This window comes from Amycolatopsis orientalis DSM 43388, from assembly GCF_000411975.1.
GTDB lineage: Bacteria > Actinomycetota > Actinomycetes > Mycobacteriales > Pseudonocardiaceae > Amycolatopsis > Amycolatopsis orientalis_D.
Genome location: NZ_ASXG01000114.1, coordinates 1 through 19,367 on the forward strand (window position 1 = coordinate 1; position 19,367 = coordinate 19,367).

The 19,367-nt window shown below is 68.0% G+C and carries 16 protein-coding genes, 1 tRNA gene and 1 pseudogene; 9 read left to right on the plus strand and 9 right to left on the minus strand.

Annotated features, from left to right (window positions below; translation table 11 throughout):
- From L942_RS21935 to L942_RS21955, 5 genes and pseudogenes are all read left to right on the plus strand, one after another.
- A pseudogene (locus L942_RS21935) lies at nucleotides 1-802 on the plus strand (cell division protein FtsK); the annotation flags it as partial.
- Nucleotides 803-1,037: 235 nt separating this feature from the next.
- On the plus strand, nucleotides 1,038-1,409 hold the full coding sequence (locus tag L942_RS21940; RefSeq protein ID WP_037363504.1) for a hypothetical protein: 372 nt from the start codon (nucleotides 1,038-1,040) through the stop codon (nucleotides 1,407-1,409).
- Entirely contained in the window at nucleotides 1,409-2,791 is a 1,383-nt protein-coding gene (locus L942_RS21945; protein WP_037363506.1) for a DUF3631 domain-containing protein, read from the plus strand. The genes L942_RS21940 and L942_RS21945 overlap by 1 nt, the downstream gene beginning before the upstream one ends.
- Before the next feature lie 188 nt (nucleotides 2,792-2,979).
- Nucleotides 2,980-3,213, plus strand: coding sequence for a helix-turn-helix domain-containing protein (locus tag L942_RS21950; RefSeq protein WP_037363507.1), 234 nt, complete (start codon nucleotides 2,980-2,982; stop codon nucleotides 3,211-3,213).
- Nucleotides 3,197-4,384, plus strand: coding sequence for a site-specific integrase (locus L942_RS21955; protein WP_037363509.1), 1,188 nt, complete (start codon nucleotides 3,197-3,199; stop codon nucleotides 4,382-4,384). Before L942_RS21950 ends, L942_RS21955 begins: the two co-directional genes overlap by 17 nt.
- A 72-nt stretch (nucleotides 4,385-4,456) precedes the next feature.
- Here L942_RS21955 and L942_RS21960 read toward each other — a convergent pair.
- From L942_RS21960 to dnaA, 9 genes are all read right to left on the minus strand, one after another.
- Nucleotides 4,457-4,530 (minus strand) — tRNA-Ile (locus tag L942_RS21960).
- A gap of 50 nt (nucleotides 4,531-4,580) precedes the next feature.
- Entirely contained in the window at nucleotides 4,581-5,231 is a 651-nt protein-coding gene (locus L942_RS21965) for a DUF3566 domain-containing protein (RefSeq protein ID WP_037363511.1), read from the minus strand.
- Nucleotides 5,232-5,266: 35 nt separating this feature from the next.
- A complete protein-coding gene (gyrA, locus tag L942_RS21970; protein WP_037363513.1) occupies nucleotides 5,267-7,867 on the minus strand; it encodes a DNA gyrase subunit A in 2,601 nt (866 codons plus the stop codon).
- 50 nt (nucleotides 7,868-7,917) lie between these two features.
- Nucleotides 7,918-9,885: a DNA topoisomerase (ATP-hydrolyzing) subunit B gene (gene gyrB / locus L942_RS21975; RefSeq protein ID WP_037363516.1), complete on the minus strand. Its 1,968-nt coding sequence runs from the start codon at nucleotides 9,883-9,885 to the stop codon at nucleotides 7,918-7,920.
- Nucleotides 9,886-10,082: 197 nt separating this feature from the next.
- Nucleotides 10,083-10,718, minus strand: a complete 636-nt coding sequence (locus L942_RS21980) for a DciA family protein (protein ID WP_037363517.1) — start codon at nucleotides 10,716-10,718, stop codon at nucleotides 10,083-10,085.
- A gap of 109 nt (nucleotides 10,719-10,827) precedes the next feature.
- Nucleotides 10,828-11,982, minus strand: coding sequence for a DNA replication/repair protein RecF (gene recF / locus L942_RS21985; protein ID WP_037363519.1), 1,155 nt, complete (start codon nucleotides 11,980-11,982; stop codon nucleotides 10,828-10,830).
- Nucleotides 11,983-12,000: 18 nt separating this feature from the next.
- A complete protein-coding gene (gene gnd / locus L942_RS21990) occupies nucleotides 12,001-12,891 on the minus strand; it encodes a phosphogluconate dehydrogenase (NAD(+)-dependent, decarboxylating) (protein ID WP_037363521.1) in 891 nt (296 codons plus the stop codon).
- Nucleotides 12,892-12,940: 49 nt separating this feature from the next.
- Entirely contained in the window at nucleotides 12,941-14,074 is a 1,134-nt protein-coding gene (gene dnaN, locus L942_RS21995; RefSeq protein ID WP_037363523.1) for a DNA polymerase III subunit beta, read from the minus strand.
- Between the two features lie 909 nt (nucleotides 14,075-14,983).
- Nucleotides 14,984-16,663, minus strand: a complete 1,680-nt coding sequence (gene dnaA / locus L942_RS22000) for a chromosomal replication initiator protein DnaA (protein WP_037363525.1) — start codon at nucleotides 16,661-16,663, stop codon at nucleotides 14,984-14,986.
- A 599-nt stretch (nucleotides 16,664-17,262) separates the two neighbouring features.
- Here dnaA and rpmH point away from each other — a divergent pair.
- From rpmH to yidC, 4 genes are read left to right on the plus strand one after another with little or no spacing between them, the layout of a single operon-like run.
- A complete protein-coding gene (gene rpmH / locus L942_RS22005) occupies nucleotides 17,263-17,406 on the plus strand; it encodes a 50S ribosomal protein L34 (RefSeq protein ID WP_037363527.1) in 144 nt (47 codons plus the stop codon).
- Between the two features lie 22 nt (nucleotides 17,407-17,428).
- On the plus strand, nucleotides 17,429-17,860 hold the full coding sequence (gene rnpA / locus L942_RS22010; RefSeq protein WP_043831387.1) for a ribonuclease P protein component: 432 nt from the start codon (nucleotides 17,429-17,431) through the stop codon (nucleotides 17,858-17,860).
- Nucleotides 17,861-17,866: 6 nt separating this feature from the next.
- Nucleotides 17,867-18,193 carry a membrane protein insertion efficiency factor YidD gene (gene yidD / locus L942_RS22015; protein ID WP_037363529.1) on the plus strand — a complete coding sequence of 109 codons (327 nt, stop codon included), beginning with the start codon at nucleotides 17,867-17,869 and terminating at the stop codon, nucleotides 18,191-18,193.
- Nucleotides 18,194-18,197: 4 nt separating this feature from the next.
- Entirely contained in the window at nucleotides 18,198-19,349 is a 1,152-nt protein-coding gene (gene yidC / locus L942_RS22020; protein WP_037363530.1) for a membrane protein insertase YidC, read from the plus strand.
- The last annotated feature ends 18 nt before the right edge of the window (nucleotides 19,350-19,367 follow it).

Sequence of the window (19,367 nt, forward strand, 5' to 3'; positions counted from 1 at the left end):
CCGCAACCTGCCGGAGTCGGTGTGCCCGGACAACAAGGTCACCCCGGAACTGGCCGCCCGCAAAGACTTGCGGCTCGCGCCGATCGTCGTGGCGGTGGACGAGTGCCAGGTCTGGTTCGAGCACAAGGAATACGGCGAGGAACTGGAGTCCATCTGCACCGACCTGGTCAAGCGCGGCCCCGCCTTGGGCATCATCACCATCCTGGCCACCCAGCGCCCGGACGCGAAGTCGCTGCCCACCGGGATTTCCGCCAACGCCATCCTGCGCTACTGCCTGAAAGTCCAGGGACAGACCGAAAACGACATGGTCCTCGGAACCTCGCAGTACAAGAACGGCGTCCGGGCAACGATGTTCGCCCGCACCGACCTCGGCATCGGCTACCTCGCCGGTGAAGGCGACGACGCCAAGATCGTGAAGTCGGTCTACAAAGACGCCACCGACACCAAGAAAATCATCGCCGGAGCCCGCGCCCGCCGCGAAGCGATCGGCAACATCACCGGCTACGCCGCCGGGGAAGAGGTCGACGTCGAAGCCGCCCGCCTCGACCCGCTCGCCGACACCCTCGCGGTGTTCCAGCGCGGCGAGGACAAGCTGTGGTCCGACGTCATCGTCGGCCGCCTGGCCGACCTCCGGCCCAGCCAGTACGGCGGCTGGACCGCGCAGAACCTCGCCACCGCGCTCAAGCCCAAGGGCGTCAAACCGAAACAGGTGTGGGCCACCGACCCCGAGACGGGCAAGGGAGCCAACCGCAACGGCTACACCCGCGACGCCCTCACCGACGCCAAGAACAACGGACAGTAACCGAACGGAGTGGCTAGGGGCGGGCCGCGCTCTAGATCCGAGCCCCTCTAGACCTAGACCCCGCCCCTAGACACCCGCAACCATTCTGACCAGGACTCTAGCGGCCTAGACCGCCCCCGCGCCGACCAGCGGAAACACCCGCAAACCCCGGCTAGCCGCCGACACCGCCCGGCCCTAGCCCTGGCCGAACGCACCCAAAAACAGGCACGCAGAGTCACGACCCAAGAGGTGCACCTTGACCACCCACGCCACCCGCGGCCCGGCCCACGGACCGGCCCGCCCGCCGGTCACCATCCCGTTCGCCGACTACCGCGCCCTCGTCGCCGACGCCGCCGCCTGGCGCCAACTGACCACCAGCCCGCACGTCGCCGAACTCCTCGCCGAATGGGTCGAGTGGGACCGCCGCCGCACCACCCGCCAGACCTCCAACGCCGTCTCCGCCGCCGGGAACTGGCGCGCCAACGCCGCCACCCCGACCTACGCCGAACTCGCCCGCCGCCGCGCGACCTTCACCCGCCCCGCCCTCACCCCGCAGCAGATCCGCGCCACCGCCGCCGCGTCCTGGGCGCGGGTCGACGCCTGGACGACACAAGGAAAGGCAGCCTAATGACCACAGTGGACAGCACCGTGTCCGCGATCGACGCGGCGATCGGTGCTCCCGGCGCTGCCGACGGTGGCGGCTCGTGCTGTCAGTGCGGCCGTTCGCTGGACGGGTCGCCGTCGGACGACTTCTGTTCGGAGAACTGTCAGAACATTTGGCGCGCTGCCAACGCAACGGTGTTGCCTGGGCACGAGGTTCTGGATCGAGTGCGGGACTTCATCCTACGGTTTAACGCCTTCCCATCCGAGCACTGCGCGCCGATGCTGGCGCTCTGGTACGCCCACACTCACGCCGCGGACCACTTCTATGTCACGCCGCGGCTGATCCTGTCCAGCGTCGAACCTGGCAGCGGCAAGACCCGCGTCCTCGAAGTCGCACAGCACCTCGTGCGCGCACCGGAAATGACGATCTCCGCGACCACGGCCGCGCTGTTCCGCATGGTCAATGACGGCCCGATCACCATCCTGTTCGATGAGGTGGACACGATCTTCAACCCGAAGAACGGCGGCAACAACGAAGACCTTCGCGGTCTGCTCAACGCTGGATACAAGCGCTCAGCCACGATCGCCCGATGCGTCGGCGATGCCCGTGCGATGAAGGTCCAACGGTTCCCGGTGTACGCGCCCGCTGCGCTTGCCGGCATTGCCGGAAACATGCCCGACACCATCACCACCCGCGCGATCACGATCCACATGCAGCGCCGCCGCGAGGATGAGGAGGTCGAAGAATTCTGGGAGGAGGACGTAGAAGCCGAGGCCACCCCGCTGCGCGAACAGCTCGAAACCTGGATCGGCAGCGTCACAGACAAAATCAGCCGTGGCCGACCAGAGATGCCCGACGGTGTGCGGGACCGGTCGGCGGAGATCTGGCGGCCTCTCATTGCGATCGCTGATGCTGCCGGTGACCACTGGCCTGCCACCGCACGCGCTGCCTGCTCACATTTCGTTGCCGCAGCCAGCGTCGACCGCAAAGGTGGCGGCCTGCGCATCCGCCTGCTCTCCGACCTGCGCGATCTCTTCGCGGCCCGTGGCGTGCGAGAACTGCCGTCAGCGGAAATTGTGACCGCGCTTTGCCAGCTGGACGAAGCACCGTGGGGAGACCTCGACGGGCACGGCAAAACCCTCGATTCCCGCCGCCTGGCCAAGGAACTCGAGCCGTATGGCGTGAAGTCGAAGAACGTTCGAATGCCCGGTGGCAAGGTGCCCAAGGGATACCACATCGACGGAGAAGGTGGGCTCGCTGATGCCTGGAGCCGCTACCTGCCCGCCCCCGCTACATCCGCTACAAGCGCTACAGCGCAGGTCACGGGCGTAGCGGCGGCGCGGTCTGTAGCGGACACGAGCGCTACAGCCGCTAGCAGCAGCTCGCCAGCAGCCGAACCGTTGTAGCGGACACGAGCGCTACAACCCGCGTCGCCGCTACGCCTCTGACCAGGCAAGTAGCGCTTGTAGCGGATGTAGCGGACAACCCCAGCCAGCCGCGGTAGCGGTTCCTCCGCAGTCCAAAACCAGGGAGATCCCGTGTTCATCGTGCTCCACCACTGCCACCGCACTCTTCACGACGCGAAAGGCACCCGATGGACGCCAACGTTTCGCCTCTGCCAGTTCCAGCACGGCACCTGTACACCATTCCGGAAGCAATGCAGCTGCTCTCGATGAGCCGATCGGTCGTCTACGAGCAAATGCGCGCCGGACGCCTTCTCTCGGTGAAGCAAGGCCGGGCGCGACTTATCCCAGCAAAAGCAATCCAGCAGTACGTAGAACAGCTCATCGAGGAAGCGGAGGTGGTCGGCTATGACCGCGCGGCGTAGTCGAGGGGATGGCGGCCTTTACTGGTCCGAAAGTCGGCAACGCTGGATTGCTGAGCTGACAGTCGGGTACAAGCCGAATGGGAAGCGGATTGTCCGCAAGAGCAGCGGCAAAACCAAGACTGAGGCGAAAGCTGCGCTCGATGACCTCATCGAGCGCATGAAGGAAGGCACTGCGGCCGCTAGCAGCGGACCGACGGTAGAGGCGGCGGTAAGGGACTGGCTACGGCACGGCCTGAACGGCAGGAGCCCGGCAACAGTGGACAAGCTGACCAACCTCGCTGAAACGCATGTTATCCCATCGCTTGGCGCGCGCCTCCTGGTCGATCCGAAGAACCGGAACGAGCTTACGCCAGACGATATTGACGCATTCTTAGAGGAGAAGGCAGAGATCCTCGCTACGCGCACGCTTGGGGATCTCCGTGCGATAGTGCGCCGCGCGATCCACCGCGCCGCGAAGCGAAACAAAGGAATCCGCAATGTCGTGCTGCTCTGTGATGATCTGCCAGTCGGGCGCGAGGGACGGAAGTCTAAGTCTCTGACCTACGTGCAAGCTGAGGCAGTTCTCAACGCGGCAGAAGAGGAGCGGTCAACCTACGGCGAATACACGGTGGTCTCCCTGCTCACCGGTGCACGAACCGAAGAGGCGCGCCCGCTTCACTGGCCGGAGGTGGACCTGGCAGGTAAGCCTCTCGCTGAACCGCCAGTTCCCCCACACATCAACGTGTGGCGATCGGTGCGCGTCGGCGGTGACACGAAGACCGCCAAATCCCGCCGGTCGCTCGCTCTGCCGGGGCGAGCGATCGACGCGCTGGAACGCCAGAAACGTCGCCAGGACCTACAACGGCGGATCGCTCGCGATCGCTGGAAGGAACACGGGATCGTCTTCGCCTCGGACGTCGGGACAGAGCTGGACGCAGCCAACGTGCGGCGAGGATTCCGGCGAGTCCTCAAGCGTGCGGGCCTGAACCCGGAGGACTGGACACCTCGCGAGTTGCGTCACAGCTTCGTCTCGCTGCTGTCCGATAGTGGTCTGAGCATCGAGGACATTTCGCGCCTTGTCGGCCACTCGGACACCAAGGTGACTGAGCTGGTCTACCGCCACCAGTTGCGACCAGTCATCCAGCACGGCGCGAAGGCGATGGACGCGATTTTCCCCGCCGCCGCGGAGTGACAGTCACTCAGTTAGTCACTCGGTCACGAAAAAGGCCGGTTCGCATTGCTGCGAACCGGCCTTTGACCTGGGTGGGCCCACCAGGACTTGAACCTGGGACCTCTTCGTTATCAGCGAAGCGCTCTAACCGCCTGAGCTATGGGCCCGTCGAACGAGGAGAACTCTACCGGACCCCTCATCCGCCCTTGCAACCGGGTTACTCTCGCTCCGAGAGCGTGACCTCCAGGCCGCCCGCGAGGTCGGCCGACACGTTGTAGATGAACGCGCTCACCGTGGCCAGCGCGGACACCAGCACGATGTTGATCGCCCCGAGAATGGCCGCGATGCCGAACACGCGCCCGGCGCTGATCAGCGGTTCCGCGGACGCGTTCGCGCCCTCGCCGCCGACCAGGGACGAGTACGTGCCGTTCAGCTTGTCCCACACGCCCATGCCGTCGAGCACCGTGTAGAGCACGCCGACCGCGACGAGCCAGACGAAGAACATCGCGACCCCGAGGACCAGCGCCAGCTTCAGCACCGACCACGGATCGAACCGCTTGATCTGCAGGCTCGCCCGCCGCGGGCCCCGGCCGGGGCGGCGCAGCGCGCTCGGCGTCGGCCGGGTGCGGCCCGCGGGCGGCACCTCAGCCGCCGGCGACGGGGCTTCGCCGCCGAAGAGCCGGGGCGCCGCCGACCCGGTCACCGGGTAGTCGTTCTCGGCCGCGGCGGGTTCGGCAGCCGCGGTGGGCACGTCCTCGGTCGCGATCCGCGCCGTGGCCATGGCCTCGGAGTCGCCGCCGCCGTCCTTGGCGGTGCGCTGCCAGGGCGGGTTGGCCGACGCGTCGTCGGCCTTGTCGGATGGTGCCACGTTGAGTCAGTCCTTACCCGTGCGTGGGGCGCCGATCACTGCTCCGGCGCCGTGCCGTCTTCTGCTGTGGGCTCCTCTGGCGTAGCCTCGGCCGCTTCCTCCGAAACCGTCTCGGAAGCCGAAACTTCCGAACCCTCGGGTGCTTCGGCGGAGTCCTCGCCACCATTGGCGACGTCCGACCCCTCGTCCGCGTTGCGTGCGACCGCGAGAAGGGTGGTTCCGTCACCCAGGTTCATCAGCCGAACGCCCTTGGTCTGCCTGCCCGCCTTGCGCACGTCCCGCGCCGGCGTGCGGATGACCCCGCCGCTGGACGTGATGGCGAACAGCTCGTCGTCCTCGTCGACGATGAGTGCCCCCACCAGCCTGCCACGTTTGCTGTCGTGCTGAATGGTGAGCACGCCCTTGCCACCGCGGCCCTGTACCGGATAGTCCTCGATCGGCGTCCGCTTCGCATACGCGCCGTCCGTGGCGACCAGAAGGAATTTGTCCGGTTTGACCACGCTGATGCCGAGCAGCTCGTCGCCCTCGTTGAACCGCATGCCCAGCACGCCCGAGGTCGGCCGGCCCATCGGGCGCAGCGCCTCGTCGGTCGCGTGGAAGCGGATCGACTGCCCGCCCGCGGACACCAGCAGCAGGTCGTCCTCGGCCGCGGCCAGCACCGCGCCCACCAGCTCGTCGCCCTCGCGCAGGTTGATCGCGATGAGCCCGCCCGCGCGGTTGGAGTCGAAGTCGGTGAGCTTCGTCTTCTTCACCAGGCCGCGCTTCGTGGCGAGCACCAGGTACGGCGCGACCTCGTAGTTCGGGATCTCGATGACCTGGGCGATCTGCTCGTCCGGCTGGAACGCGAGCAGGTTCGCCACGTGCTGGCCGCGCGCGTTGCGGTTGGCCTCGGGCAGGTCGTAGGCCTTCGCCCGGTACACCCGGCCCTTGTTCGTGAAGAACAGGATCCAGTCGTGCGTGGAGCACACGAAGAAGTGCTGGACGATGTCGTCCTGCTTCAGCGTCGCGCCCTGCACGCCCTTGCCGCCGCGCTTCTGCGAGCGGTACAGGTCGGTTTTCGTCCGCTTGGCGTAGCCCGTGCGGGTGATGGTGACGACGACGTCTTCCTGTGCGATCAGGTCCTCGACCGAGACATCGCCGTCGAACGGGATGATCTGGGTGCGCCGGTCGTCGCCGTACTTGTCGACGATCTCCATCAGCTCGTCGCGGATGATCGCGCGCTGCCGCTCGGGCTTCTCGAGGATGTCCTTGAGGTCGGCGATCTCCAGCTCGATCTCGGCCAGGGTGTCGATGATCCGCTGCCGTTCCAGCGCGGCCAGCCGGCGCAGCTGCATGTCCAGGATCGCGGTGGCCTGGATCTCGTCGATCTCGAGCAGTTCCATCAGGCCGGGCCGGGCCTCGTCGGCCGAGGGCGACCGCCGGATCAGGGCGATCACCTCGTCCAGCATGTCGAGCGCCTTGACCAGACCGCGCAGGATGTGGGCCCGTTCCTCGGCCTTGCGCAGCCGGAACCGGGTCCGCCGCACGATCACGTCGACCTGGTGCTTCACGTAGTGCCGGATGATCTGGTCGAGCCGCAGCGTGCGCGGCACGTCGTCGACCAGCGCCAGCATGTTGACGCCGAAGTTCTGCTGCAGCTGGGTGTGCTTGTAGAGGTTGTTCAGCACCACCTTCGCCACCGCGTCGCGCTTGAGCGTGATGACGATCCGCATGCCGGACCGGCTGTTGGTCTCGTCCGCGATGTCGGCGATGCCGGTGATCTTGCCGTCGCGCACGAGGTGCGCGATGTTCTCGACCAGGTTGTCCGGGTTCACCTGATAGGGCAGCTCGGACACGACCAGGATGGTGCGGCCCTTCGCGTCCTCTTCCACCTCGACGACCGCGCGCATCCGGATCGAACCGCGGCCGGTGCGGTAGGCGTCCTCGATGCCGGACGTGCCGAGGATCATCGCCTTGGTCGGGAAGTCCGGGCCCTTGATCCGCACGAGCAGCGCGGCCAGCAGTTCGTCATCGGTCGCGTCCGGGTTCTCCAGCGCCCACACGACGCCTTCGGAGACCTCGCGCAGGTTGTGCGGCGGGATGTTCGTCGCCATCCCGACCGCGATCCCGGAACCACCGTTGACCAGCAGGTTCGGGAACCGCGACGGCAGCACGTCGGGCTCCTGGGTGCGCCCGTCGTAGTTGTCGCGGAAATCGACGGTGTCCTCTTCGATGTCCGCGAGCATCTGCATCGCGAGCGGCGCGAGCCGGGACTCGGTGTACCGCATCGCGGCCGCGGGGTCGTTGCCCGACGAGCCGAAGTTGCCCTGTCCGTCGATCAGCGGATAGCGCAGCGACCACGGCTGGGCGAGCCGCACGAGCGCGTCGTAGATCGCCGAGTCGCCGTGCGGGTGGTAGTTGCCCATGACGTCGCCGACGACGCGGGAGCACTTGTTGTACCCGCGGTCCGGGCGGAACCCGGAGTCGAACATCGAGTACAGGATCCGGCGCGCCACCGGCTTGAGGCCGTCGCGCACGTCCGGCAGCGCCCGCGACACGATGACGCTCATCGCGTAGTCGATGTAGGAGCGCTGCATCTCCTGCTGGATGTCGACCGGTTCGATCCGGTCGTGTTCCGGCGGCAAGGTTTCCGTCATGGGGTCCTTCTCGGTGAGCAGTCCTGGGGAAGCGGATTAGCGGGGGACGCCTACACGTCCAGGAAGCGCACGTCCTTGGCGTTGCGCGTGATGAACGAGCGGCGCGCTTCCACGTCCTCGCCCATCAGCACGGAGAACAGCTCGTCGGCCTGCGCGGCGTCGTCGAGGGTGACCTGCCCGAGCAGCCGGTTCGCCGGGTCCATCGTGGTCTCCCACAGCTCCTCGGCGTTCATCTCGCCGAGACCCTTGTACCGCTGGATCGCGTCGTCCTTCGGAAGGCGGCGGCCCGCCTCGACGCCGGCCTGGATGACCGCGTCGCGTTCCTTGTCCGAGTACGCGTACTCCGGCTCCGACCTCGGCCACTTGATCTTGTACAGCGGCGGCCGCGACAGGAACACGTGGCCGTGCTCGATCAGCGGCGTCATGAACCGGAACAGCAGGGTGAGCAGCAGCGTGGTGATGTGCTGGCCGTCGACGTCGGCGTCGGCCATCAGCACGATCTTGTGGTAGCGCAGCTTCGAGATGTCGAAATCGTCGTGGATGCCGGTGCCGAGCGCGGTGATCAGCGACTGGACCTCGGTGTTTTTGAGGACGCGGTCGATCCGGGCCTTCTCGACGTTGATGATCTTGCCGCGGATCGGCAGGATCGCCTGGTACATCGAGTCGCGGCCTTCCTTGGCCGAACCGCCCGCCGAGTCGCCCTCCACGATGTAGAGCTCGCATTCGCCGGGGTCGTTCGAGCGGCAGTCCTTGAGCTTGCCCGGCAGACCGCCGATCTCCAGCGCGCCCTTGCGCCGCACCAGGTCGCGCGCCTTGCGGGCAGCGAGCCGGGCCTGCGCCGACGAGATCGACTTGTTGATGATCGTCTTGGCTTCGCTCGGGTTGCGCTCGAACCAGTCGGCGAGCCATTCGTTCGACTGCTGCTGCACGAACGTCTTGGCCTCGCTGTTGCCCAGCTTGGTCTTGGTCTGGCCCTCGAACTGCGGCTCGGCCAGCTTGATCGACACGATCGCGGCGAGGCCCTCGCGCACGTCGTCGCCGGTCAGGTTGGCGTCCTTCTCCTTGAGCAGCTTCTTCTCGCGCGCGTACGCGTTGACCACGCGGGTGAGCGCGGCGCGGAAGCCCTCTTCGTGCGTGCCGCCCTCGTGCGTGTTGATCGTGTTGGCGAAGGTGTACACCGACGGGGTGAACCCGGTGTTCCACTGCATCGCGACCTCGACCTCGAGGCCGGAGCCCTTGGCGTCGAAGGAGATGACGCTCTCGTGGATCGGGTCCTTGCTGCCGTTGATGTGCTTGACGAAGTCCTCGAGCCCGCCCGGGTAGCAGTAGACGACTTCCTTGACCCGGGCCTGCTTGCCGGCGGCGTCCTCTTCGGTCTCCTCGTCGGTGACGCGCTCGTCGCGCAGCGACAGGGTGAGGCCCTTGTTGAGGAACGCCATCTCCTGCAGGCGGCGCGAGATGGTCTCGAAGTTGTAGGTGGTGGTCTCGAAGATCTCGCCGTCGGCCCAGAACGTGATGGTGGTGCCGGTGTCGGTGGCCGGGCCGAGGTCCTCGAGCGGCCCCGGGACCTGGTTGAGGTACTCCTGGCGCCAGCTGCGGCCGCCGACCTTGATCTCGGCGAGCAGCTTCGTCGACAGCGCGTTCACCACGGAGACGCCGACGCCGTGCAGACCGCCGGACACCGCGTAGGAGTCGCTGTCGAACTTGCCGCCCGCGTGCAGGATGGTGAGCACGACCTCGAGGGTCGGTTTCTGTTCCTTCGGGTGGATGTCGACCGGGATGCCGCGGCCGTCGTCGACGACCCGCACCCCGCCGTCCGCGAGCAGGGTAACCTCGACCTTGGTGGCGTACCCCGCCATCGCCTCGTCCACGGAGTTGTCCACCACTTCCTGGACCAGGTGGTGGAGGCCGCGCTCACCGGTGGAACCGATGTACATGCCGGGGCGCTTGCGAACTGCTTCGAGGCCTTCGAGCACGGTGATGGACGACGCGTTGTACTCGCTCTTGTTCTCGGTCACCGGCGTTGTTTCTCCTCGTCTCGCCCGAGCGGACGTCCGCTACTACAACAGTGTACTTGGCCGCACGCGCTCACATGCGGCTAGGACACCGCTGAGCCGGTCGCAGAGGGACGAAATCACCCTCAGTTGAGTCATCTCGTATCCGCAGCCGCGCGGCCCGGTTCTCGGGGAACTCATCCGGCGGAGCGCAACCCCCGTCAGCCGTACGTGTCACGCGGCCCGCGGCCGGGCACGTGCCGAGGCCCTTTCCGCCAGCTCGGAGCGGTCGGGCCCTGGATCCGCATCCGCTTGACCACGCCGTTCCCGACGCCCGCGGCGATCTTCGCCAGCAATTTGCCCTGCAGCAACCGCAACTGCGTGGCCCACGCGGTGGAACTCGCGCGGACGGTCAGCTCGCCGTCTTTGAGCGCCACCGGCTGGGCGTGTTCGGCGACGTCCTCGCCGACCAGCCGGGCCCACTGCCCGAACACGCGCGCGTTGGTCATCGTGTCCTGCCAGCCGCTGTCGGAGATCAGCCGCGAGACGAGCCGGCCGAGCGGCTGCGGGTCGCGCGGATCCGCGCCGGGCCCCGACCAGCGCCGGCGCGCCCGGTTCTGTCCGCCGCCCCCGGTGATCCGGCCGCGCCGGAGGTTCGGCGGGGCGCCGCGTTCGCGGGCCTTCGCCTTCGCCGCTTCGAGCGCGGCGTGCGCGAGGTCGCGGCCGCTCGGTTTGTCCCCAGCGGGCGTCTCGTTCGGCCCAGTGGAACTGTCACTCTCAGTGGTGCCACGCGCGGGATTTCGTGGGTTAACCCACGCTTCCGAGGTGTCAAGACCGCCATCCGGCCGGTTCGTCACGCGCGGCGATAACGCGGCTCCGGGTTTATCCACACTGTCCACAGGTTTGTCCCCAGATCGGTGGGCAACCCGCGTGACCCCGGTCACCCCGCGTGGTCGTTGTGGCTGTTCAGACACGGTTCACCTCCCCGTCGGCCACCGTGAACCTCGCCCCGGCGAGCTCCTCGGGCACGTCCTCGGCCACCGCCGCGGTGATGAGCACCTGCTCGGCGCCCGCGGCGACCTCGGCCAGCCGGGCCCGGCGCTTGCGGTCGAGCTCGGCGAACACATCGTCCAGCAAAAGCACCGGTTCGCCCGCTTCGGCACGCAGAAGCTCGTAACTTCCGAGCCGCAACGCGAGCGCGAACGACCACGACTCGCCGTGGCTCGCGTATCCCTTCGCCGGCGCATCGCCGAGGATCAGCTCCAGCTCGTCCCGATGGGGTCCGACGAGACTGATCCCTCGCTCCAGTTCCTGCCGCCGCGTGTCGGCCAACGCCTTCAACAACAGCTCGCGCAGCACCTCTGCCTCGGCACGCTCTCCGCCCGGCACGCCGTATGAAGGCGGAAGCGCTTCGCCGAGCGAAGACTTGTACGCGATCTTCGCCGGGCGAGAGTCGGGCGCGACTCCCATATAAGCGTCAGCGGTGTACGGCGCGAGGTCCGCGATGAGGTTCAACCGTGCCGCCAGCAACTGCGCGCCAGCCACCGAGAGATGGTCGTCCCACACGTCGAGCGTCGACAGCGCGTACGGATCTTCGCGACCAGTACGGCGTTTGCCCGCGGTCTTGAGAAGCGCGTTGCGCTGCTTAAGCACCTTCTCGTAGTCCGCGCGCACGCCGGCATACCGAGGTGCGCGAAGCACGAGCAGTTCGTCCATGAACCGACGGCGTTCGCTCGGGTCGCCGCGCACCAGCGCGAGGTCCTCCGGAGAGAACAGCACCGTACGCAGAATTCCAAGCACGTCGCGCGGCTTGCCGACCGCACCACGATTCACCCGAGCCCGGTTGGCGCGGCCGGGCGTGATCTCGAGCTCGACCGTCAGCTCGCGGTCCTCGTTGACGACCGCGACCCGGATCAGCGCGCGCTCACAGCCGTGGCGGACAAGCGGGGCGTCCGTGGCGACCCGATGCGAACCGAGGGTCGCCACGTAGCCGATCGCTTCGAGCAGGTTCGTCTTCCCCCGGCCGTTCTGGCCGACGAGCACGACCGGCCCCGGTTCGAGGGCGAGGTCGGCCAGCGGCCAGGACCGGAAGTCGGTGACCTGGAGATGTCGCAGATACACGGGCGGGGACCGCGGGAGCTAGCTCCCGGCCTTCTTCACCGCGTGGCCGCCGAACTGGTTGCGCAGCGCGGCGACGGCGCGCATCGCGGCGGAGTCCTTCTGCCGCGAGGAGAACCGGGCGAACAGCGCGGCCGACAGCACCGGAGCGGGCACCGCGTGGTTGACCGCTTCCTCCAGCGTCCAGCGGCCCTCGCCGGAGTCCTCGACGTAACCTTCCAGGTCGTCCAGCTCCGGGTCCTCGTCCAGCGCGCGCACCAGCAGGTCGAGCAGCCACGAGCGGACCACGGTGCCGCGCTGCCAGCCCTTGATCACGGCGGGCACGTCTTCGACGATCTTCGACGCTTCGAGCAGTTCGAAGCCCTCGGCGTAGGCCTGCATGATGCCGTACTCGATGCCGTTGTGGATCATCTTCGCGTAGTGCCCGGCGCCGACCGAGCCGGCGCGCGAGAAGCCTTCCTCGCGCGGACCCTCCGGACGCAGCGCGTCGAAGATCGGCATCGCGCGCTGGACGTCGGACGCCGCGCCGCCGACCATCAGGCCGTAGCCGTTGTCCTTGCCCCACACGCCGCCGGAGACGCCGCAGTCGAGGTAGCCGACGCCGTGCGAAGCGAGCAGATCGGCGTTCAGCTTGTCGTCGGTGAACTTCGAGTTCCCGCCGTCGATCACCAGGTCGCCCTCGGACAGCAGCTGCCCGAGCTCGGTCACGGTCTGCCGGGTCGGTTCCCCGGCCGGGACCATGATCCACACGATCCGCGGACTGGACAGCTGGGAAACCATGTCTTCGAGCGAGGTCGAGTCGCTGACGTCGGGGTTGCGGTCGTAGCCGACCACCTCGTGCCCGGCGGCGCGCAGCCGCTCGCGCATGTTGAAGCCCATCTTGCCCAGGCCGACGAGACCCAGCTGAACCATGAGATCCCCTTTGGATTGGATCGGTTTTCCTCGGTTGGACGCGCGCCGCTCAGCCCGGCAGCCGGACCGGCATGAGCAGGTAGAGATATCCGGGGACGACGTTGCCCTCGGCGTCGGCCGGCTTGATCAGCGCCGGCCGGTTGGGCGTGGTGAACGTCAGCTCGGCCCGGTCGCTGTGCAGCGCGCCGAGCCCGTCGACGAGATAGCCCGGGTTGAACGCGATGGTGACCGGTTCGCCCTCGTAGTCGACCTGCAGTTCCTCTTCGGCGCTGCCCTCGTCGTCGCCGCCCGCGGACAGCCGCAGCGAGCCGTCGCCGAACTCGAGCCGCACCTGGGTGCCGCGCTCGGCGACCAGCGACACGCGCTTGATCGACTCGGTCAGCGCGCCGACCTCGATGACCGCACGCGAGGTGTGGTTGGCGGGCAGCAGCTGACGGTACGGCGGGAACTCGGCGTCGAGCAGCCGGGTGGTCGTGTAGCGGCCGGCCCCGGACAGGCCGAGCAGACCGTCGCCGGAAGCAAGCGCGAGCTGCACGGTGGTGCCCGCGCCGCCGAGTGTCTTGGCGGCCTCGGCGAGCGTGCGGGCCGGGACGAGCACCGCGGCGTCGGACAAGCCCTCGGCCGGCTTCCAGGTGAACTCGCGCATGGCGAGCCGGAACCGGTCGGTGGCGACGAGGGTGAGCGTCTCGCCGGAGATCTCCAGCCGCATGCCGGTGAGCATGGGGAGCGTGTCGTCCTTGCCGGCCGCGGTGGCGACCTGCGTGACCGCCTGGCCGAAGACGTCGCCGGTGAGCTCGCCCGCGTGCGCGGGCTGGGACGGCAGCTGCGGGTAGTCCTCGACCGGCATGGTCGGGAGGCTGAACCGGGCGCTGCCGCACGTGATGGTGGCGCGGGCGCCGTCGACGGAGATCTCGACCGGCTGCGCGGGCAGCGCCTTGGTGATGTCGGCGAGGAGACGGCCGGAGACGAGCAGCCGCCCGCCGTCGGCGATGGTCGCGGGCACGCCGACCGTGGCCGAGACCTCGTAGTCGAAGCCGGAGACCGTGAGCGCGTCGGACTCCCCGTCCGCGCCCGCGTCGAGGAGGACGCCGCCCAGGACCGGCACCGGAGGCCGGGAGGGGAGGCTTCTGGCCACCCACGCGACGGCGTCGGCGAGCCCGTCGCGCTCGACGCGGATCTTCATGCGCGCTTCCTTTCGACAGCCGAGCCCCTCGGCTCGTGAAGGGGTCGCCGGGTACCGGTCGTGAGCACCGCGCGCGACCGGGTCCCCGCCGGTCCGGTCCGCCCCGCGCGGGAACGGACCAGCTGCAGACATCCACGTTAGGCCGTCGCCGGGGGCGCCGTCACCTCGGCCTCCCCTTCACTTTGTCGACAAGGCGACACGGATCTCGGGTTGTCCCCAGTTTCGTCCTCCGCCTGTTTTTGTTCTGTTCTTTCTTAGAAGAGATGAAAAACCAGTAGCAGTAATAGGGGGTGTGGATTGTGTGGACAGCACTCGTTCCCGCTGGTCGTGGCGTGCGGCGGCCTGTGGGCAGTCCTGGTGGCGGATCGGTGGATGGTTCGGGCGGTCCGTGGATGGTTTCGGGCGTCCCCCGATCAATCCACAGTTGCCCCCAGTTGTCCCCAAGGTTGTCCCCAGGTTGGGAGCGAGTTGTACCCAGCCTCTGGGGGCAGCCGGAGCGGCCGGGATCGCCCTGCTGAGTGACGACCCACAGTTGTGGATCGCCTGTGGGCAACCTGGGGAATCCGCGTGGACAACCCTGGGGACAACCTGTGGATTCGGTGTGGGCGGCATGTGGAGCGAATCCGGGTCGCCGCAGCTCCCAGATCTGTTGGCACTATGGGCAAACTGCACACACCCTGGGGAAAACCCCTTGTGTATCAATAAGTTTGGGAAATTCTCTGTACACAGGCTGTGGACGTCTGTGGATGGGCAGAACGGCGTACGCGCCTTCACTCGCACAGCCGTACGTACGCACGCTTCGTGCGCGAAGCCAGGCGTAGCAACGAAAAAGGGGACGCCACGGCGGTCCGTGGCGTCCCCTGAAGAAACGGCAGTGTCTACAAGCGAGTGTCTAAACGCGGCAGCCGGCTACTGCCGAGCGCGCTGTTTGATCCGCGACGTCAGCTCCTGCACCTGGTCGTAAATGCGCCGGCGCTCGGCCATTTCCTTGCGGATTTTCTTGTCCGCGTGCATGACCGTCGTGTGGTCGCGGCCGCCGAACGTCTGGCCGATCTTCGGCAGCGACATCTCGGTCAGCTCGCGGCAGAGGTACATCGCGATCTGGCGGGCCGTGGCGAGCGCCTTCGTCTTGCCGGGCCCGCACAGCTCGTCGAGCGTCACGTCGAAGAACTCCGCGGTGACGCCCATGATGGTCGGCGCGGTGATCTCCGGCGTGTGCGAATCCGGGATCAGGTCGCGCAGCACGATCTCGGCGAGCCCGACTTCCACCGGCTGCTGGTTGAGCGACGCGAACGCGGTGACGCGGATCAGCGCGCCCTCCAATTCGCGGATGTTCGCCTCGACCCGCGACGCGATGAACTCCAGCACCTCGCCGGGCACCGCGAGCCGGTCCTGTGCCGCCTTCTTGCGCAGGATCGCGATCCGGGTCTCCAGCTCAGGAGGCTGGATGTCGGTGATCAAGCCCCATTCGAACCGCGTCCGCAGCCGGTCCTCCAGCGTCTCCAGCCGCTTGGGCGGCCGGTCGGAGCTGACCACGATCTGCTTGTTCGCGTTGTGCAGCGTGTTGAAGGTGTGGAAGAACTCCTCCTGGGTGCCTTCCTTGCCCTCCAGGAACTGGATGTCGTCCACGAGCAGGATGTCGATGTCGCGGTAGCGCCGCTGGAAGGCGACCTTGCGGTCGTCGCGCAGCGAGTTGATGAAGTCGTTCGTGAACTCTTCGGTCGAGACGTAGCGAACGCGCATGCCGGGGAACAGCCGTTGCGCGTAGTGCCCGACGGCGTGCAGCAGGTGCGTCTTGCCGAGTCCGGACTCGCCCCAGATGAACAACGGGTTGTACGCGCGGGCGGGCGCCTCGGCGACGGCGACCGCGGCGGCGTGCGCGAAGCGGTTGGAGGCGCCGATCACGAAGGTGTCGAAGTTGTACTTCTCGTTCAGCTTCGTCTTCGACGTCTGCGGCTGCGCGGGAGCGGTGTAGGGCTGCCCCGCGATCGGCTGCCCGGCGAACCGGGGCCAGATCTCGTTGGCGGTGGCGAGCGCTTCGCCCTCTTCGTCGACTTCCTCGTCCGGGTCCTCGACGTCGTCCAGGTTCGGCGGCACCGGCTGTTGCGGAGGAGGCGGCGGCGGGTCGACGCGCGCGGGCGGCAGACCGGCCGCCTCGACCTGCGGACGGCGCGGCGGCGGCATCGGCTTCGGGCGCTCCGGCCGCACGTGGTCGGCCTGGCCGTTCTCCGTGTGCGGGCTCGGCTGCGGCACCGGCTCCGGCCGCGGAACATCGTTTTCCACCCGGGCGGGTGACGTCGCATAGCGGGGGGCGGGCGCGACCGGTTCGGTGCTGTCGACCTTCACCGCTAGCGACACCGGACGGCCGAGCCGCCGGGACAGCGCTTCGGTGATCGAGGTGCGCAGCGCGCGTTCGATGGCTTCCTTCGCGAAATCGCTCGGCGCGGCGAGCAGCGCGGTGCCGTCGAGGAGGCCGATCGGACGGGTCACCCGCATCCAGGCTCGTTGCTGCGGGGAGAGGGTGCCGTCGGACAGCTCCCGCACCACCTGCTCCCAGATGACGCCCAGATTGTGCTGGTGCTCCGACACCGGTCTGACTCCCCTCCCCTCGTCGGCGTGCACGCTCGGACCACCCCGAGCACGTCCGGGAAGCTCGTCTCGAGCACGCGGTCCGGACTCACCCGCGCGACGGCACAGCGATATCCACAAAGTTGTCCACAGCTGTGCACTAATGTACGGCCGTCCGCAGCCACGCCCCCTGCGGGCTCGGCGTACTCCCCGGGCGCCTCCCACACCCCCCGGCGCCGGCTAGGCAGCGTCAGTCCTGCTCGGAGGTCGAGAGAGGCACGCTAACAAGCCCTGCTCGATGCCACAAGACGTGGTGCTGCGCAAGCATTTCACGGTGTACGGCGTGTTGCCATTCGGTGCCGCGCCGTGCCGGAAGGCAGTCTCGCGCGTCGGTCGCCGAGGGTGGCGGAGGGGCGCCTGCACGGTCCCCGACCGGGGTGCGTACCCTCGTAAGGTCTCCCGTATGCGACGGGTGCGTTTCGCGTGCCTACGTATGTCGTCGCTCGTCGTGACGAGGCCACCCGGTGGTAGGAGACAGCACGAACTTCCGTGCGACCCGCACGACACGCCGGGCGCCGGGGAATCCGCCGTCGCCCGACGGCCGAGACACAGGAGAAGCAGTGAGCAAGGGCAAGCGCACCTTCCAGCCGAACAACCGTCGTCGCGCGAAGACCCACGGTTTCCGCCTGCGCATGCGGACCCGTGCGGGCCGGGCGATCCTCGCGGCGCGTCGTCGCAAGGGCCGCGCCGAGCTGTCCGCCTGATCCGGCTCCGCGCAACCGCGTCGTGCTGCCCGCTGGCGCACGTCTGCGGCGGAGCGAGGACTTCCGGGTCGTCCTCCGCCGGGGCTCCCGAGCCGGCAGGCGCCGCCTCGTCGTCCATGCGTTGACCACGGACCCGTCCGTGGCCGCCTCGTTCGCGGCCAGGGCGGGTTTTGTGGTGAGCAAGGCCGTCGGGAACTCAGTGGTGCGCCACCGGGTGACCCGGCGGTTGCGGCACCTGGTTTCCGCGCGTCTCGGAACACTGCCCGCGGGCAGCTCGTTGGTGGTACGGGCATTGCCTCCGGCCGCGTCCGCGTCGAGCGCCGAGCTCGGCGCGGATCTCGACGCCGCGTTGCGTCGGCTCGGACTCGCGCCGTCCGGCCGTCCGGCCGGGGCCGATGCTCCCCGGCAGCCGCGTCAGCAGGGCGCGGCACCCGACCACGGATCAGCGGTGTAAACGGCCATGGACGCCACCTCCGAGCACAACACCACCGAAGCACCCGAGAATGAGCTGCCGCCCCGGCCGGGACCGGTCGCGTGGGTGCTGCTCCTTCCCGTGCGGTTCTACCGCAAGGCGATCTCGCCCTTTCTTCCTCCGGCTTGCCGGTTCTACCCGAGCTGCAGCGCGTACGCAGTCGAAGCCCTGACCCGCCACGGCGCGGCCAGAGGCTCCTACCTCGCGCTGCGCCGGCTGCTTCGCTGCGGCCCGTGGACCCCGCCTGGCCGCGACCCGGTGCCCGAGAAGTTCTCGTGGCGACACCGCACGCCTGAAACACCGATCGAGGAGTAGCTCAGTGCTCGATTTCATCTACTACCCCGTGTCCTTCATCTTGTGGTGTTGGCACAAGGTCTTCGGGTTCGTCTTCGGGGAAGCGACCGCGATCTCGTGGATCCTCGGCATCATCTTCCTGACGTTCACCATCCGCGGCATCATGTTCAAGCCGTTCGTGAACCAGGTCCGGTCTATGAAGAAGATGCAAGACTTCGCGCCGGAAATGAAGAAGATCCAGAAGAAGTACGCGAACGACCGGCAGCGCCAGGCGCAGGAGATGCAGAAGCTCCAGCGCGAGCACGGCGTCAACCCGCTCGGCAGTTGCCTTCCGATGGTCCTTCAGATCCCGGTCTTCATCGGCCTGAACCACGTCCTGCGCGCGTTCACCATGCCGCCGGCCGGCGGCGGCCCCAAGACCGAGAACTACTTCTTCAACGAGCACGACGTCAACTCGTACGTGAGCGCCAAGCTCTTCGGCGTCAACATGGGCGAGGCGGTCAACAACGGCGTCGGCGCCGTCGCCGGGCACGTCGCGAACGGCGGCTGGCACTGGGAGGTCCTCCCGGTCGCGCTGCCGCTGATGATCATCGCGTCGATCGCCACGCACCTCACCGCGCGGCACTCGGTCTCCCGGCAGAACGCGTCGGCCGCGGGCACCCCGCAGACCGCGATCATGAACAAGCTCACCATGTACGTCTTCCCGCTCGGTGTGCTCGTGTTCGGTGCGTTCTTCCCGCTCGGCCTGCTCTTCTACTGGCTGGCGAACAACGGCTGGACGCTCATGCAGCAGCGCCTCGTCTACACGAAGATCGACAAGGAAGAGGCCGCCCGCAAGGCGGAGGCCGCCGAGAAGCGCGCGTCGCTCGGCCCGAAGCCGGGCCAGAAGCCGACCGCGCCGAAGGTCGGCCAGAAGCCGGTGCAGCAGAAGAAGAACCAGCAGCAGAGCCAGTCGGGCAAGGTGACCAAGGCGGGTTCGGCGCACGGCTTCGCGCAGACCGCGGCTTCCGGCGGCAAGTCCGGCGGCGTCACTTCGTCGCAGAAGAAGGCGGCCGAACCGGCGGCGGAGAGCGCGCCGGAGAACACGTCGAACCAGAACGGATCGAAGGAGAACGGCACCGGGGTGCCCGGGCTCCTCAAGGACTCGAACAGGAAGTCGGGCCGGAAGCGTCGCTGACGCTTCGGGTTCGGAGAG